The 13805-nt window shown below is 44.0% G+C and carries 11 protein-coding genes; 8 read left to right on the top strand and 3 right to left on the bottom strand.

Translation table 11 applies throughout. The annotated features are described in order from the left end of the window. Window positions 1-149: 149 nt before the first annotated feature. A complete protein-coding gene (locus NH462_RS07390) occupies window positions 150-665 on the bottom strand; it encodes an acyloxyacyl hydrolase (RefSeq protein WP_010369444.1) in 516 nt (171 codons plus the stop codon). Between the two features lie 180 nt (window positions 666-845). Here NH462_RS07390 and NH462_RS07385 point away from each other — a divergent pair, with 180 nt between their 5' ends. The 8 genes from NH462_RS07385 to NH462_RS07350 all read left to right on the top strand — a co-directional run bounded on the left by NH462_RS07385 (window position 846) and on the right by NH462_RS07350 (window position 10811). Further along, window positions 846-1592, top strand: coding sequence for a transporter substrate-binding domain-containing protein (locus NH462_RS07385; protein WP_253105200.1), 747 nt, complete (start codon window positions 846-848; stop codon window positions 1590-1592). Window positions 1593-1697: 105 nt separating this feature from the next. Then, on the top strand, window positions 1698-4025 hold the full coding sequence (gene ygjK / locus NH462_RS07380; protein ID WP_253105197.1) for an alpha-glucosidase: 2328 nt from the start codon (window positions 1698-1700) through the stop codon (window positions 4023-4025). 78 nt (window positions 4026-4103) lie between these two features. After that, entirely contained in the window at window positions 4104-5306 is a 1203-nt protein-coding gene (locus tag NH462_RS07375) for an iron-containing alcohol dehydrogenase (RefSeq protein ID WP_253105195.1), read from the top strand. A 206-nt stretch (window positions 5307-5512) separates the two neighbouring features. Continuing rightward, window positions 5513-5983 (top strand): sigma-70 family RNA polymerase sigma factor, encoded by a 471-nt coding sequence (locus NH462_RS07370; protein WP_253105192.1) that lies wholly within the window; start codon window positions 5513-5515, stop codon window positions 5981-5983. A 10-nt stretch (window positions 5984-5993) separates the two neighbouring features. Further along, window positions 5994-6959, top strand: coding sequence for a FecR domain-containing protein (locus tag NH462_RS07365; RefSeq protein ID WP_253105188.1), 966 nt, complete (start codon window positions 5994-5996; stop codon window positions 6957-6959). Between the two features lie 84 nt (window positions 6960-7043). Next, window positions 7044-9767, top strand: a complete 2724-nt coding sequence (locus NH462_RS07360) for a TonB-dependent receptor (RefSeq protein WP_253105185.1) — start codon at window positions 7044-7046, stop codon at window positions 9765-9767. 67 nt (window positions 9768-9834) lie between these two features. Then, window positions 9835-10425 (top strand): biliverdin-producing heme oxygenase, encoded by a 591-nt coding sequence (locus tag NH462_RS07355; protein WP_010369468.1) that lies wholly within the window; start codon window positions 9835-9837, stop codon window positions 10423-10425. Beyond that, on the top strand, window positions 10422-10811 hold the full coding sequence (locus NH462_RS07350; RefSeq protein ID WP_010369471.1) for a YbaN family protein: 390 nt from the start codon (window positions 10422-10424) through the stop codon (window positions 10809-10811). Before NH462_RS07355 ends, NH462_RS07350 begins: the two co-directional genes overlap by 4 nt. A gap of 233 nt (window positions 10812-11044) precedes the next feature. On the opposite strand, the gene NH462_RS07345 is transcribed toward NH462_RS07350, so the two are convergent. Both NH462_RS07345 and NH462_RS07340 read right to left on the bottom strand, forming a co-directional pair. Next, window positions 11045-11476: an antitoxin Xre/MbcA/ParS toxin-binding domain-containing protein gene (locus NH462_RS07345; protein WP_010369474.1), complete on the bottom strand. Its 432-nt coding sequence runs from the start codon at window positions 11474-11476 to the stop codon at window positions 11045-11047. Between the two features lie 211 nt (window positions 11477-11687). Next, on the bottom strand, window positions 11688-13712 hold the full coding sequence (locus NH462_RS07340) for a methyl-accepting chemotaxis protein (protein WP_253105182.1): 2025 nt from the start codon (window positions 13710-13712) through the stop codon (window positions 11688-11690). Window positions 13713-13805 lie beyond the last annotated feature (93 nt).

The raw sequence follows: 13805 nt of genomic DNA, 5'->3' as shown, positions 1-13805 counted from the left end.
TGATTTATGCAGAACCCTAATTCCTAAACCTTAGTTTAGGTCAAGCGTTTAACTACATTCTATTATCTTGGATACTGGAATTTTATGAAGAAAAAATTTCATCCTTGAAATCACAAAGGGAGATAAAACTAACTCAATGAAGTTAAGCGTTAAAACTGCTTAACGTAGAACACATTTAAAAAATCAAGACCGGGGTTATGGTCGCTCAAACCTGCATTAGAATAATGTAGATATCGGATCCCAACTTTAGTACTGGGGTTCAAATTAACACTAAGCCCAATGCGGTCTTCAAACTGATAGTGAACACCAATGTCTTTGCCCGCAAATCGAGTATCACTGACGTAGGTCATGCCAATCCCAAACTCAAAATTTACCGGCTTTCCAGCAAACTCGGTCAGTGGAACACTAAGCACTGGTGACAGTGCAATAGCAAACGTCGTGTCTGAGCGTTTTGGTTTGCCGTATTCCCAATAGTTGGTACTCAACTCAAAATAAACATAGGCACCTTCGCCAAAACCATAATCCGCTAAACTATAATGCAAGGGACGATACCCAAGCCGCAGTCCTTTTACATCCCCCTCTCCCATCACATAATCAACTGCAACTTCACTAGCATGTGAGTAAGTAGACACAAACAACATAAGCAAGAACAAAACTAAGCGCATAACGACTCCTCTACAACAAGGGCAATTTTACGCCGTTATTTAATTCTTAAAAGACACCAAAAAACCATATAATAATTGCCAATAAAGCACCAACATGGAATTTTAATGGGTACATTAATTTAACCAAAACCAATAACAAATTATGAGTTATACTGTTAAAAACGATCTTGAGAATGTGGTATGCAGTATATAATTGGGAGCGTTATAGGGATATTTAGTGTATTTAGTGCCTTAGCCGCAGCACCGACAAAAGTAGATATCTATACCGAGCATTTTCCTCCGTACCAGATAGAGCAAAAGAACGGCACCATTACTGGGCTTGCCACTGATATCGTACGCCTCATTATGTGGGAAGCAGAGCTAAGCTATCAAATTTATATGTTGCCTTGGACTCGCGCAAAAGCCTTCTCCAAAAAATCCCCTTATTCATTGCTCTACTCGATCGCCAGAACGGATCAACGTGAAGAAAACCATGTCTGGATTGCGCCACTTTGTGAGCTAAAGGTCGCCTTTTATAAGCGTGCTGATATCGCCGATCAGCAAGAGTGGGAAATATGGAAAATCAAACAACATGTTGTCGCTGTTGCGGCCGATCAACTTTCCGAAAACTATTTAAAAGCACAAGGCTTTGTCGCCGATAAGAACATGCTATCAGTAACTAGTTTGAGTCGTGCAGGTGAGCTGCTTGAAAGAGGCAGAATTGACTTTATTTTTGGTGCCGAAAATTTTGTGGATAGAATGGCTGCTAGAATGGGTTTAGTGGAGCAATGGGACAAAGTGCTAGAAGTTCCAGAGTTAAGTAAAACCCTCTATTTAACCGCCAACCCCAGCGCCCCTCCAGAATATATAAATCGGCTACGCGCCGCCGCTGAACGAGTACAGATGCAACGCAAAAAGGTTGACGTCGGCTGCCCCATAGACGAGTAATTCATCGTTTGCTACTGAACTTTGTACGTCGCTGTGATAGCATCTCAAAAATTGTATACTTTATTCAAAATAAAAATGAAAGTACTCACAGGAATGGTATTACTCATGCTCTTTGTAGCATGCGAAACGTACGCAAGCCCAAAAATCATCAACGCGGTTTCACGCTTTGGTCACCCTCAGGTAATGAAGCCCGCAGACAAGTTTGGCCATAGTCCCTATTCACCACTGTTTGATAACGGCGCATGGCATGGTCACTTACTTCCTGATAGCGCTGCGGAATATGGTGGTTTCACGGGTAACGCGATTATCACCGAAGAGTATTTAACGTATTTATTTGAACGTATTGAGCGCCTACAAATTTTTTATGGTGAGACCAAATTGCAATTTGATGCAGCACTGTACAGCCTGCCCGGAGAGCTGGTGCAAACGCTTAGACATGAGCTCGCGACGGTGACGATCCGCTTACGCTTTGTAAGTGAGCGTGTTTCTCTTATTCAAACCACTATTCATACAAAGCAACGACTTACTTTAAAATTGGACGGCAAATTACTCCACCAGCTTAATGATCAACAAACACTGGACCAACAATACCCTAAGCTCGCACCAACTATGGTTGCCAGCGAAAGTGGGATCAGCACCACTTTTGGTCGTGTTCGCGATCCGTGGGCACTTCTGACCTCTGGTAGCAACGAGTACTCAATCGCCCGCTCAATCCCTTTCAAAAATGTGGTAGAAAACAACCGTTATTATAGCGAGACGCAAACTTCTGGTGATCTGCAGTTTTATACCGCAATAAGTTATGTCCACAATCAACTGGAGCGTATACAAACAGCAAAGGCCGTTGTCAAAATTCTCTCATCCCCTGTTACGTATTGGCAACGCTCTAAAGCTCGCTGGAAGGGCTATTTAGCACGCTATCAAACCTTGCCACGAGATAAACAAACATTGGCGATAAAAGCTGTTGAAACCCTCATTGGTAACTGGCGAGCGCCTGCAGGGGCAATCGCGTTTGATACCGTATCGCCTTCGGTCACTGCTCGCTGGTTTTCCGGTAATTTAACTTGGCCTTGGGACAGCTGGAAACAAGCATCAGCGCTGAGACTATTTGCACCAAATTTAGCCAAGGCCAACATTGATGCCGTATTTTCCTATCAAATAGCAGCGAACGATCCTGTGAGACCCCAAGATAAAGGCTTATTACCCGATTTAATTGGTTATAACCTGCCACCAGAACGCGGTGGCGATGGCGGTAATTGGAGCGAACGGAATTCAAAACCCTCGCTGGCCGCTTGGGCGGTGTTGAATACCTACCATGCCAGCAAAGACAAAGCTTGGCTTGCACAAATTTACCCTAAACTTGTCGCCTATCGCGATTGGTGGCTGCGCAACCGTGATCACAACCAAAATGGTATTCCTGAATTTGGTGCAACCATAGATAAACACCATAATAATCAATCGGGTGAATTATTATTCTATCTACATGAAGGAAAGCAAAAGCATGCCCACTTTGGGCTAAAAGCCTATCGCGATGCGCAGACACAAGGTAAACAGATAAGTATTCCCGCACAGACCGCAGCGTCATGGGAGTCTGGAAGAGACGATGCTGCTAACTTTGGTTTTATCTCACCACAGCAGCTTGAGGTCTATGTGAAACAAGGTGGCGATGCTAAAGACTGGCAAGCCGAATTTGCTAGCAATAAGGACGCTCAAGGCCATCTGCTAGGCTACTCTTTGATGCAAGAATCGGTTGATGGGGCCAGTTATTTTTATTCTGACACCAAAAACTTGAGTACCATCGCCAATATCTTGGCTAAGCCACGGGAAGCCAAAGCCTTTTCAGCACAAGCAAAGCAGCTCGCCGATTATATAAACCGCTGCATGTTCGACGATAACAGCGGATACTACTACGACATTCGCATTGCCGCATCACCGCTTGAAAGTGGCTGTGCAGGGAAACCAATCATTGAGCGTGGTCGCGGCCCGGAGGGTTGGGCTCCACTCTTTAATCAAGTAGCAACAGCGTATCATGCTAAACGCGTCTCTGAAGTAATGCTCAGCCCCAGTGAATTCAACACCTATATTCCTCTAGGCTCTGCATCCCAGACCAATCCTGCATTTGGCGCAAATATCTATTGGCGTGGTCGTGTCTGGCTTGACCAATTGTATTTTGGCTTGATGGGACTACGCTATTATGGTTATGAAACTGAAGCGAACACTTTGCTTCAGCGATTTATGCAAAATGCGGATGGTCTGCTGCAAAACGCGCCTATTCGCGAAAACTACAATCCACTCACCGGCGAGCAGCAAGGCGCACCGAACTTTTCATGGAGCGCGGCCCATATTTTGCTCATGATAGAAGCATTTGAGATGGACAAGCCCAAAGCGCCAATTAAAGAAGAAAAGCCAGTTTCGCAGCAAATCACTACAAACTAGCCGAAAATTTGCTAGCAATTCAGTGATGATCCGTCTACATTTTTTAAATGATACAAAAACAAAATTAGACGGATCGCAATGAGTTGGTTTTACCGTATTTACCATTTTGCCCTAAAGTGCATTGTTATTTTTATCGGGATCCCGAACCCCAAATTACATCAGGGAAAAACGGGGTTGTTAGAAGCCATTAAGGCGCTGGGGTTAAAAAGTGGAGATAACGTCTTAGTCGTGACCGACCAAGTGCTGCTCAAACTCAACTTGCATCAGGTTGTGGAAAACACGCTACGTGAGTCAGAGTTAGTCACGCATTATTACGCAGATGTTTTACCCAACCCAACCATAGCAAACGTCGAAGATGGTCTAAAGGTCTACCAACAGCATCAATGTAAAGCAATTATCGCACTTGGTGGCGGCTCGGTACTCGACACGGGAAAGTTGATCGGTGCTCGGGCTGTCAAGCCGAACAAACCAGTGACAAAGCTCAAAGGGTTATTTAAAGTCTTAAAACGCCTACCGCCGAATATCGCGATCCCAACAACAGCAGGGACCGGCTCGGAGACCACCGTTGCCGCCGTCGTCAACGATCCTAGCAACCACGCCAAATATGCCGCGACTGATTTTTGTTTAGTGCCACACCATGCCGTGTTATTACCGGAATTAACCACAAGTATGCCCGCACATATCACCGCGACTACAGCAATTGATGCACTAACCCACGCCATTGAGGCACTACTGAGCATTAACTGTCTTAAGTTTAGCCGCGAACGTGCTCTTGAGGCCTGTAGAGCTATCTTTGAATATTTACCCAAAGCGCAACAAGATCCACAAAACTTAGAAGCAAGGGCGCAACTACTACTCGCTTCCCATTACGCAGGACAAGCTTTTACCAGAACCTCTGTCGGCTACGTGCATGCAATCTCACACCAATTGAGCGCTCAATATGGTACGCCGCACGGGCTTGCCAATGCGGTGTTACTCATGCCCGTGCTAACCTGGTATGGCGAGCGCATTAACCAGCAACTCGCGCTCATCGCCAGATACTGTGGATTAACCTCGTTAGACTATCCCGTCGAGCGCCAAGCAGATGATCTTTTAGAGCACATTGAGCGCTTATTGCTTGATTTACATATCCAAACCACGCTCACCGAAGTATTCCCTGATGATGCGGCGCTACTCGCAGAGCTGGCGTTAAAAGAAGCACATCCGGCTTATCCGGTGCCCCATTTTATGGATCCCAGTGCCTGCCAGCGCATTATAAAAGGTATCGCTCCGACGCCTTAATAAGCACTCAGTTTAGTGTTCAGATCCAAAGAAGATTAAAATAACTCTTATCTTTTCAAAACCTTACTGCCAAATATAAGTAAAAGCACTAAAAACATAAAATCCATTAACGAATGTTTAAAGACAGCAAACGCAAATAAAAACAATTCTCAATGATAATTTTTGATGCTAGTATGCGCGACTTTTGAAAAGCAAACTGGTGTATTTTGGAACATTATTACTCAGAAGTATTAAGTTATATCGCTCGTTCAGTGGGGTGCAAAGATAAGGCTCAAAATATAGTTCAAGAGGCATATACCCGAATACTGAGTTATAAAAACAGCAATCCAAAGCAGGATAACACGCAAGAGCGCGCACTATTTTTCAAAGCCGCGAAGAACATTGTGATTGATCAGTATCGCAAAAATCAAACCGTTGCTGAGCCCGACGACTTCGAATTAGTCGCACCAAGTTATTATGAGCCCGAGGCTAAGCTTGCAAGTCAACAACAACTGGCATTACTTAACCAAAGTATCGACTCCTTACCTCTAAAAACCAAGCAAGCATTTGTGCTCTATAAATTTAGAAACTTAAGCCAGCCACAAATAGCAGAGCAAATGGGAATATCTGTCAGCATGGTCGAAAAACACTTGGCAACTGCCATGCTCGCTTGCCGTAACGCATTACAAAAACAATAAGAGAATCGCAATGGACCGTCATAATGTATCAATACAACAGCAAGTAAACCACTGGCTGGAACTCGAAAGGCAAGGACTCAATAAAGCGCAGCAGCAAGCGCTCAATCGTTGGCTTGGTGAAAGCCGTGCGCACCAAACAGCCTATCAAGAAAGTAAACAGGTTGAGCGACTGTTATCGCAATTTTCAGAGCAAGACATTGCACAATTAGAGAATCCAGTTACACACTCTAAGCTTAAATCAAAGACAACTCAGCGGTACTTCGCCATTGCTGCATGTTTTGCACTTTTTGCGTTGAGTTTCTTTGGCTATCAAACTTGGTTCTTTCAAATTGACAACGACAACTTCCACGCCAGCTATCAGTCAACACGAGGCGAATTGCGCACTATCTCACTGCCCGATAACTCTCTATTGACCTTAGATGCCAAAACTTCCCTCGCGATTGATTTTGATGGCAATCGGCGCAGTAATAAGCTACTCAGTGGACGCGTATTGTTTGATGTTGCCAGCGACAAAAGCCGACCATTTGTTATTAGTGCCGGCAGCACAAAAATTACCGTATTAGGTACCCGCTTTTCCGTGGATAAAAAAGCCAATAGCATTCGCATTGTGGTGGACCATGGTCGTGTAAACGTGCAAAGCCAACATCAGCAAATAGAACTGAGAAAAGGTCAAATGGCGGTTGTGGATAGTGACGGCATTACTAAGACTGAGTTTGATCCAAACCTCAATCTCGTCGATGCATTTAAGCAAGGGCGACTCGTGTTCGACAATGCGCCACTCAGTGAAGTATTTGAGGAATTTAAGCGACATCATGCGATAAGTTACACCTTAACCGCTCAATCAACTGAGCAATTGGTAATTTCGGGTACTTTTTTAGCATCAGAGCTCGAAAGCTTTTTAAACTTATTACCACACGCCCTGCCAGTAGAAGTTAAAAATACTAATAATCATGTGGTTATAGTTAATTCTCGATGACAAGATAAAAATATTCAGATTTTTATTGAGGAGTTCTCATTCTCATTCGTTTTCATCTTAGGTAATTTATTTGGACGCATCATAATGAGAACTCGCACTGCTTTAAACACAAGACTCACTCCCTTAGCATTTGCACTCGGGCTTAGCCTGAGCCTGCCTGCAACCGCGCAGAGTCAAGTTGCTATATATCAATTTAATCTTGCGCAGCAACCTATTAGCCATACCTTAACGCAGGTAGCTGAGGCTGCGAGTATGAATCTAATTGCCGATGCGAAACTATTAAATGGCCTGCAAGCCCCAGCACTCAAAGGGGAGGTAAGTTTAACCGAGGCACTAGAGCGTACATTGAAAGGTAGTCCGCTAACGGCGAGTATTATCGACAATAACATCGTTATTAAAGCGGCGATTAGCGAGTTAACGCCAGCAAAAGGCCAATCCAATAACACTCAGGCTAAGCACAAGCAAACACCAAATCCGCAAGATAATATTGAAGTCATCACTGTCAAAGGCGATAAACTCAATCTTAATCGTGAACAGATTGCTCGAACCAAAGGTTTATCTAACTCGGATATTTTCTCAACGTTTTCAGGTATAGAGGCAAACAATATTCGAAACGAAGCTGGTGCGCTTGATATCGGTATTCGTGGAGTCCAAGGCGAAGGACGAGTACCAATTTTCATCGATGGCAGTTTGCAATCAACGCACACAAACCGCGGCTATATGGGCTCGTCGGATAGAACCTATATCGATTCAAACCTGATAAGCTCGGTCAATGTTGAAAAAGGCGCATCGGCCAAAGCATCACCATTTGGCTCTGGCGCAATCGGCGGAACAGTCAATATCCGCACCTTAGGCACGCAAGATATTCTCCAAGATGGTAAGCGTTATGGCGCTTTGGTTAAGGTTAATACGCATAACAACAATAGAACACCTGAAGTACCTGAAAGCTTTGGCCTGCAAAGTTATTACGAGGTAAGCAACCACAATGACACGCTCGATTTTGCAGGCGGTGGATTTACGCTAGCAACCGCCTACCAACAGGATAACTTACAAGCGGTGCTGGCTTACAGTAAGAAAAAGGTCGGTAACTACTTTGCCGGAAAAAATGGCTTTAACGATTTCGTTGAGTCTAAAGAGTACATTCGCTGGGTGCCTTCAACCGAGCATGGAAAACAGTATGATGAAGTCACAGAAGTCATTCTGATCCCACCACCCGTTAACCAAAATGGCGAAGTCGTCAATACAAGCTTTGAAAGCGACTCATATCTTGCCAAACTAACTTATGCATTTACGGACGAACAATCATTAGAGGTGAACACACGTTACCATAAACAAGAAGCAGGAGAAATGCTGGCCACCTACTGGTACAAACAAAGAGCCGGCGACACCAAGTTTTGGAAGGTGATCGATGAGCATGGCCAAGAGCAATGGATGTCCGAAGAAATTCCTGAAGGCGTAGAAACTATGCCGCAGTGGGCTCCGGGCTCTGCTCTGGTCAATAGTACTAGCGCACTATACCGCTTTTTACCAAGTAATAACTCATTAGTCGACCTCAGTGTTAACGTTTGGCGTACCAGCGCGAGGTTACAACAGTACAATGCCCTTGGCAGTAACCTAGGTGAAAATGCAGGGCAATACTTCCACCGTTTTAACAACAAACGCCACGGGGTAAGTGTATTTAATACCTCCGCATTATCGCTTGCAAATACGCCTGTGACATTGACGTACGGGCTATCTTGGCAGGCTGAAGAGTTGTCGCCTCATAGAGACTGGAAAAACAACTTTAAGCGCCCATGGCACTCTGATGATTTCAAATTAAAGTCAACTTCACGACACGGTAAGCAAACAAAACGAGCGTTATTTGCCAATGCCAATATCGATCTTGCACCAGTAGAGCTTGCACTGAACGTAAACCTTCACGACTCGGTGAATGAGGACTATCAAACAGGAGAAAAGCTTACATTTGATGCTAAAGCCGATGTGACCGTACAAGCAAATTATCAACTGCTTGATAATACTGCCATTAAAGCCAAATATAGCAACGCATATCGTATGCCAAACCTGTACGAAACAACGGTTTCTAATGAGGTGTTTTCTTACTCCAGTGATTACCCGATCACCCCCGAAAAAACGAAATCGTATGATATTGGTTTTGAGAGTGATTTTAGCAACTTACTCAATCACGGGGATAAGCTAATTATCTCGGCGGAGTACTTCTACACTAATATTGAAAGTATGTTGGCTACGGGCTTCTTACCTAAACCCGATGCACCTTCATGGGATCAAAAGTTCACTTTTACCAACTATGATAAGTTTGAACTGCCTGGCACGGAATTTGGTCTTCATTACCAAAGCGACTTATTTTACAGCAGGCTATCTTACACAAAGTACACCGACGTCAAAATGTGCTCGCGCTTAATGGCTGAAGCTGTAGGTGTCGATACTTGTAATTCCACTGGCTTCGCGGGGAGTTTAACACCGCTTCGTGTGCCGCCTGAAAAAAGCTATATCGCAACGCTTGGTATGACACTCTTTAACGACACAATTGATACGGGTTTTACTTACAAAAAGCACTCTGAGAAACATCATCCAGGTGGCTTTTTGGCAGGGACTGGGGTAACTGCACTTGAGTATATTCCAGCAGGCTATCAGCTCGACTTTTACCTTGATTATATCTTTAGCGACAGCATCAAAGGCAACCTAGCGATCACCAACTTGACCGATCAGTATAAGGTTTCAACCGGCTCAATCGTTGCGATGCCTGAACCTGGCCAAACCATTTCAATTGGCTTAGAACTCAAACTTTAATAAACACTTACGCGCTGTACTTTTGCTTAAAGACAGCGCTATATTTTTACATCACCTTGGAGCATCAATGACTACCGTTACCTCTGCACCTTCTCGAGCGCAAAACTTAAAACATGCAACTGCAGATACCCACGACAATGTAGACAAATCTATTATGGCGCAAGACCCATTCGCCAATACACAAAGCTATCTCGATTTCTTACGACTACAGTTTTATTTTTTAAAAGATGTGAGCGCCCTATATGAACATCCAGAGTTGTTAGCGCTTATTCCTGATTTGGCCGCGCGTCGCCGCTTAGGTTTGCTTGAACAAGACTTTATCGACCTTGAAACCACCATCCCTGATCCCTATTTAAGGCCAGAAGTAAGCAGCAATACCGATGTCGCTTCGGCACTCGGCTGGCTATATGTAGTCGAGGGCTCAAAGGTAGGTGCAGCCATGCTGGGTAAACAAGTTGGGGCCAAGCTCAATTTTGATGCGCAGCACGGCGCTCGATATCTAGCAGGTCCAGGAGCTGGTCGTGGCAGCGCTTGGCGAGAGCTTGTGCAAATCATAGACTCAATTGAACTAAGCGAACAGCAAGAACAAGCGCTAATTGAAGGTGCTCGCCAGGCGTTCACCCGTTTCCAAGCATTCCAGGCACACGTTTATTCATGATGTTTAAAGCCGCCTTAGCCAACTATAAAAAAATAGCCCTACTGCTATGCGGATACCTATTTGTAGCCCTCGGTGTTATTGGTATTGTTTTGCCCGTCATGCCAACCACTGTATTTTTTATTCTGGCTTTGGCGTGCTTTTCAAAAGCTTCTCCTAAGCTGGCCTTGTGGCTGCTAAATCACCCAAGGTTCGGCGCTTCATTAACGCAATGGAAGCAATATAAGGTTATTCCACTTAAGGCCAAAATCATGGCAACACTGGGCATGGCTGCAAGTTATGCTTTACTTATTTTGCTCTCCCCAGCGGCTTGGCTGGCCTGTGTAGTTGGCAGTATAAAGATCGCAGTGATGTCTTATATTTATTCCAGACCATCAAAGCGTTACTAAGTAACCTGTGCTTCGGATAATTAATGCCTTTCTAGCAAACAGTTTTAGCGCTAACTGCGTTAAAAACTTCTTATCTAGAGTAACTAAATAGCAAAGTTTCCACCTTGCCTACATGGATGCAGATACCTTGGCGATTGCAGGACGCGTTAGAGGGTGTTATCGACAAGGTTTCTCGCCTCAAAATAGATTACTAAATTCAGCGAATTGGCACTATTTGCAAGCCAAGTTTTACTCTATATTACGCCGTGTTCTAGACGCTTAATTAAACTTGAAACCTGCGCAACACCTTCATTGTTCACAAATAGGCTAAGCGGTTTTCTTCCGTTAAGCCATATCGCTGGATTATTCACAAAGAAGATAACAGAATCCCAATCTCCTTCGAAAAGCGTCAAAGCTTCATCAAGCACCATTATCATCTTATAAAAACGCTGGCTCTGTGAGCGAGAAAACTTATTATTCTGCGCGATTTCTATCAAACTTGATGGTGATATACCCATCGCCTTCGCTAAATCAAACTTATCAAGCTTTAGCGATAAGGCAAGATCGGTAAAAATGGAGAACGGAATACTGTCTTCCAGACGTTTGTTGGGATTCACTTCGCTCGTTAAGCCAATCTCATTTAATATTGTTTGGAAACTATTTGTTGCTGGACTACGATGCTGCATATACACCCCAAATCAAATAATGCGGATGAATATAACAGAAATATTAACAAGCACAACCCATTCTTTAACCAATATTATGCAATAGAACAAACTAAATTACACTTCCGATAATATTAAGATTGTTATTCCAAAGTTTCAATAGCGCATACTATCCATATGTCTTTTAAGAATAAGCAACATGACTAAATATAAAGTTAATTTAGAGAACGCCTCACAATTTAAATCTCTCCACGAGAGTGGCTAGGCGATGCGAGAAGCTACTGAGCGACTCGCTGCCTTTCGCCAAGCTTTGCATCGCCTGAGCATTATCGTTTGCGGTACTTTGCGCATCTAGCATCACCTGCTCAATTTGCTGACAATCCGTCGCTTGGTGATCAGCTGCTTGGCTCACTTCTTCACTTAACTGCGTAACCTGTAAAATAGCATTGGCAATTTCATCCATGGCACTGGCTAGTGCCTCACTTTGTTTAACACATGAGGCAACATCACGCTGGCCGGAATTGATGGCCTCAGAGGCGGTATGTGTATCTTGTCTCAGTGCTGCGATCATTTGGTTAATTTCGTTGGTCGACTCTTGCGTCCTAGACGCAAGCGTTCTAACCTCATCGGCGACTACAGCAAACCCTCTTCCCTGCTCACCTGCGCGGGCTGCTTCTATTGCTGCGTTTAACGCCAACAGATTGGTTTGCTCAGCGATAGATACAATGGTATCCAAGATACTGCCGATGTTTTCGCTATGTGTGGTCAATTTGCTCATACTCTCTACCGCTTCACTCATACGAGTGCTGAGCGATAGAATATGTTGTTTGTTGTCTTGCGTGTATTTACTGACCTCTGTTTTATGCTGGTTAGCGGTATGGATGCTCGCGAGGCTTTCTGACGAACGCTCGGAAACCGCCAAAGCGCTAGCTGAAATACTTTGCGCTAAGCGATTGGCATTATCCATGCGGCGCATTTGCTCGGTCGCATTATTGGCTATTTGTTTACTTTCGCTTAATGATGATTCCGATAGTCCTTCTAACTCATGAACTTGGTTATTGATTGACTCTAGCAAAGCACGAAGATTGTCTTTAACCTGATTGATATTATCAATTAACTGACCAAATTCATCATCACTGCGCTTACTCATTTGTTTCGAAAAGTCTCCAGCAGCAAGGTATTTGAGCATTTTATTCACCGCAGCCAACGGCCCAAGCATTGCCCGGCTGGTTGAAACCGAGATAAACGCACCTAAAGCAATAAAGACAATTACCAATAAAATGGCGGTATTTTGCGCTCGCTCGATAAGGGTTTCAGCATTATTTTGAGAACGATTAAACGCCGCATTAGCGCTTTGCTGCATTTTCTCAAGCTCAGTTAAAATGGCAAACGCATGCTGCTCTGACTGCTTGTATAACATCGCCGCTTGTTGCTGCTGACGCAGTTTCTCTTGTACCGCAACATAAAGATGACCAGGCTCACCCAGCTTTTCTCTGAGCTTAGTCATACCCTCACTAAACTGATTTAACAAATCATCTGCATCCATGCCATAGGCTTGGCGCTTCAAAAACGTTAAGTTATTTTCAATATTATCTAACAAGAACAGCATGTCTTGCTGATGTTGCTCTACTTGCTCGAGGGTTAATCCGCTGATCCGCTGACTGTTGTTTTCCAAGGTAAACAACATGTCGTCAATACGAACGCCGGTGCCGACCATTTCTTCCAACTGCCGTGTTTTGTCTGTCTCGATTAACTCAAGATCCAGCATGGCATTGCTGGCCTGTTCTTTATCCTGTTTCAGTGCTTGATATTGTGATTGGATCCGTTGCTGCGCTTGTACAACATCAGCCTTGGCCTGCAACATTTGTTCTGCGGCACGACTGAGCTGCTCACCCAGCGCCAGAGTTTGCTTTAATGGTGTGACAAATTCAGGCATGGCTTGCGTCAATGACGTTAAGTGTTGCTGACGCTCAACATACAGTTGCTGCTGTGTGGTAAATTGCTGTCGAGCCCGATTAATATCTTGCTCGCTTTCGAGGGTATAAGCTTGGGAAATCAATTTGCTGAGCTTAAGCTGCTCAAGTTGCAAGGCGTCAGCACTGCGCTGAATAGGCAAAGTGACTTGCCCCATATTTTGATTAGCAGACTTTATTTGCGCCAATGCTAAATAGGCAAGCACGCACGCAAGTAACAGCAGCACGCCTAATGCACTAAAGCCTAAAGTAATTTTTTGTTTTATTGTTAGTTTACTTAGCATAATGTCATTGCTCTATTTTGAGTAAACAAACTATGTTACAAACGAGATAAAAAACCAAGTAAATACTCTAAAAATTACCAACATACCTTTTAA

Origin of the sequence: Pseudoalteromonas sp. OANN1 (assembly GCF_024124685.1) — a bacterium.
Lineage (GTDB): Bacteria > Pseudomonadota > Gammaproteobacteria > Enterobacterales > Alteromonadaceae > Pseudoalteromonas > Pseudoalteromonas piscicida.
The sequence above is the reverse complement of the archived record's forward strand: the minus strand, read 5'-3'. Positions and strand labels throughout refer to the sequence as shown.

What these genes read in the sequence shown, in the direction of transcription:
- NH462_RS07390 (WP_010369444.1), bottom strand. Translation starts at nt 665, where the DNA reads ATGCGCTTAGTTTTGTTCTTGCTTATGTTGTTTGTGTCTACTTACTCA.
- NH462_RS07385 (WP_253105200.1), top strand. Translation starts at nt 846, where the DNA reads ATGCAGTATATAATTGGGAGCGTTATAGGGATATTTAGTGTATTTAGT.
- ygjK (WP_253105197.1), top strand. Translation starts at nt 1,698, where the DNA reads ATGCTCTTTGTAGCATGCGAAACGTACGCAAGCCCAAAAATCATCAAC.
- NH462_RS07375 (WP_253105195.1), top strand. Translation starts at nt 4,104, where the DNA reads ATGAGTTGGTTTTACCGTATTTACCATTTTGCCCTAAAGTGCATTGTT.
- NH462_RS07365 (WP_253105188.1), top strand. Translation starts at nt 5,994, where the DNA reads ATGGACCGTCATAATGTATCAATACAACAGCAAGTAAACCACTGGCTG.
- NH462_RS07360 (WP_253105185.1), top strand. Translation starts at nt 7,044, where the DNA reads ATGAGAACTCGCACTGCTTTAAACACAAGACTCACTCCCTTAGCATTT.
- NH462_RS07355 (WP_010369468.1), top strand. Translation starts at nt 9,835, where the DNA reads ATGACTACCGTTACCTCTGCACCTTCTCGAGCGCAAAACTTAAAACAT.
- NH462_RS07350 (WP_010369471.1), top strand. Translation starts at nt 10,422, where the DNA reads ATGATGTTTAAAGCCGCCTTAGCCAACTATAAAAAAATAGCCCTACTG.
- NH462_RS07345 (WP_010369474.1), bottom strand. Translation starts at nt 11,476, where the DNA reads ATGCAGCATCGTAGTCCAGCAACAAATAGTTTCCAAACAATATTAAAT.
- NH462_RS07340 (WP_253105182.1), bottom strand. Translation starts at nt 13,712, where the DNA reads ATGCTAAGTAAACTAACAATAAAACAAAAAATTACTTTAGGCTTTAGT.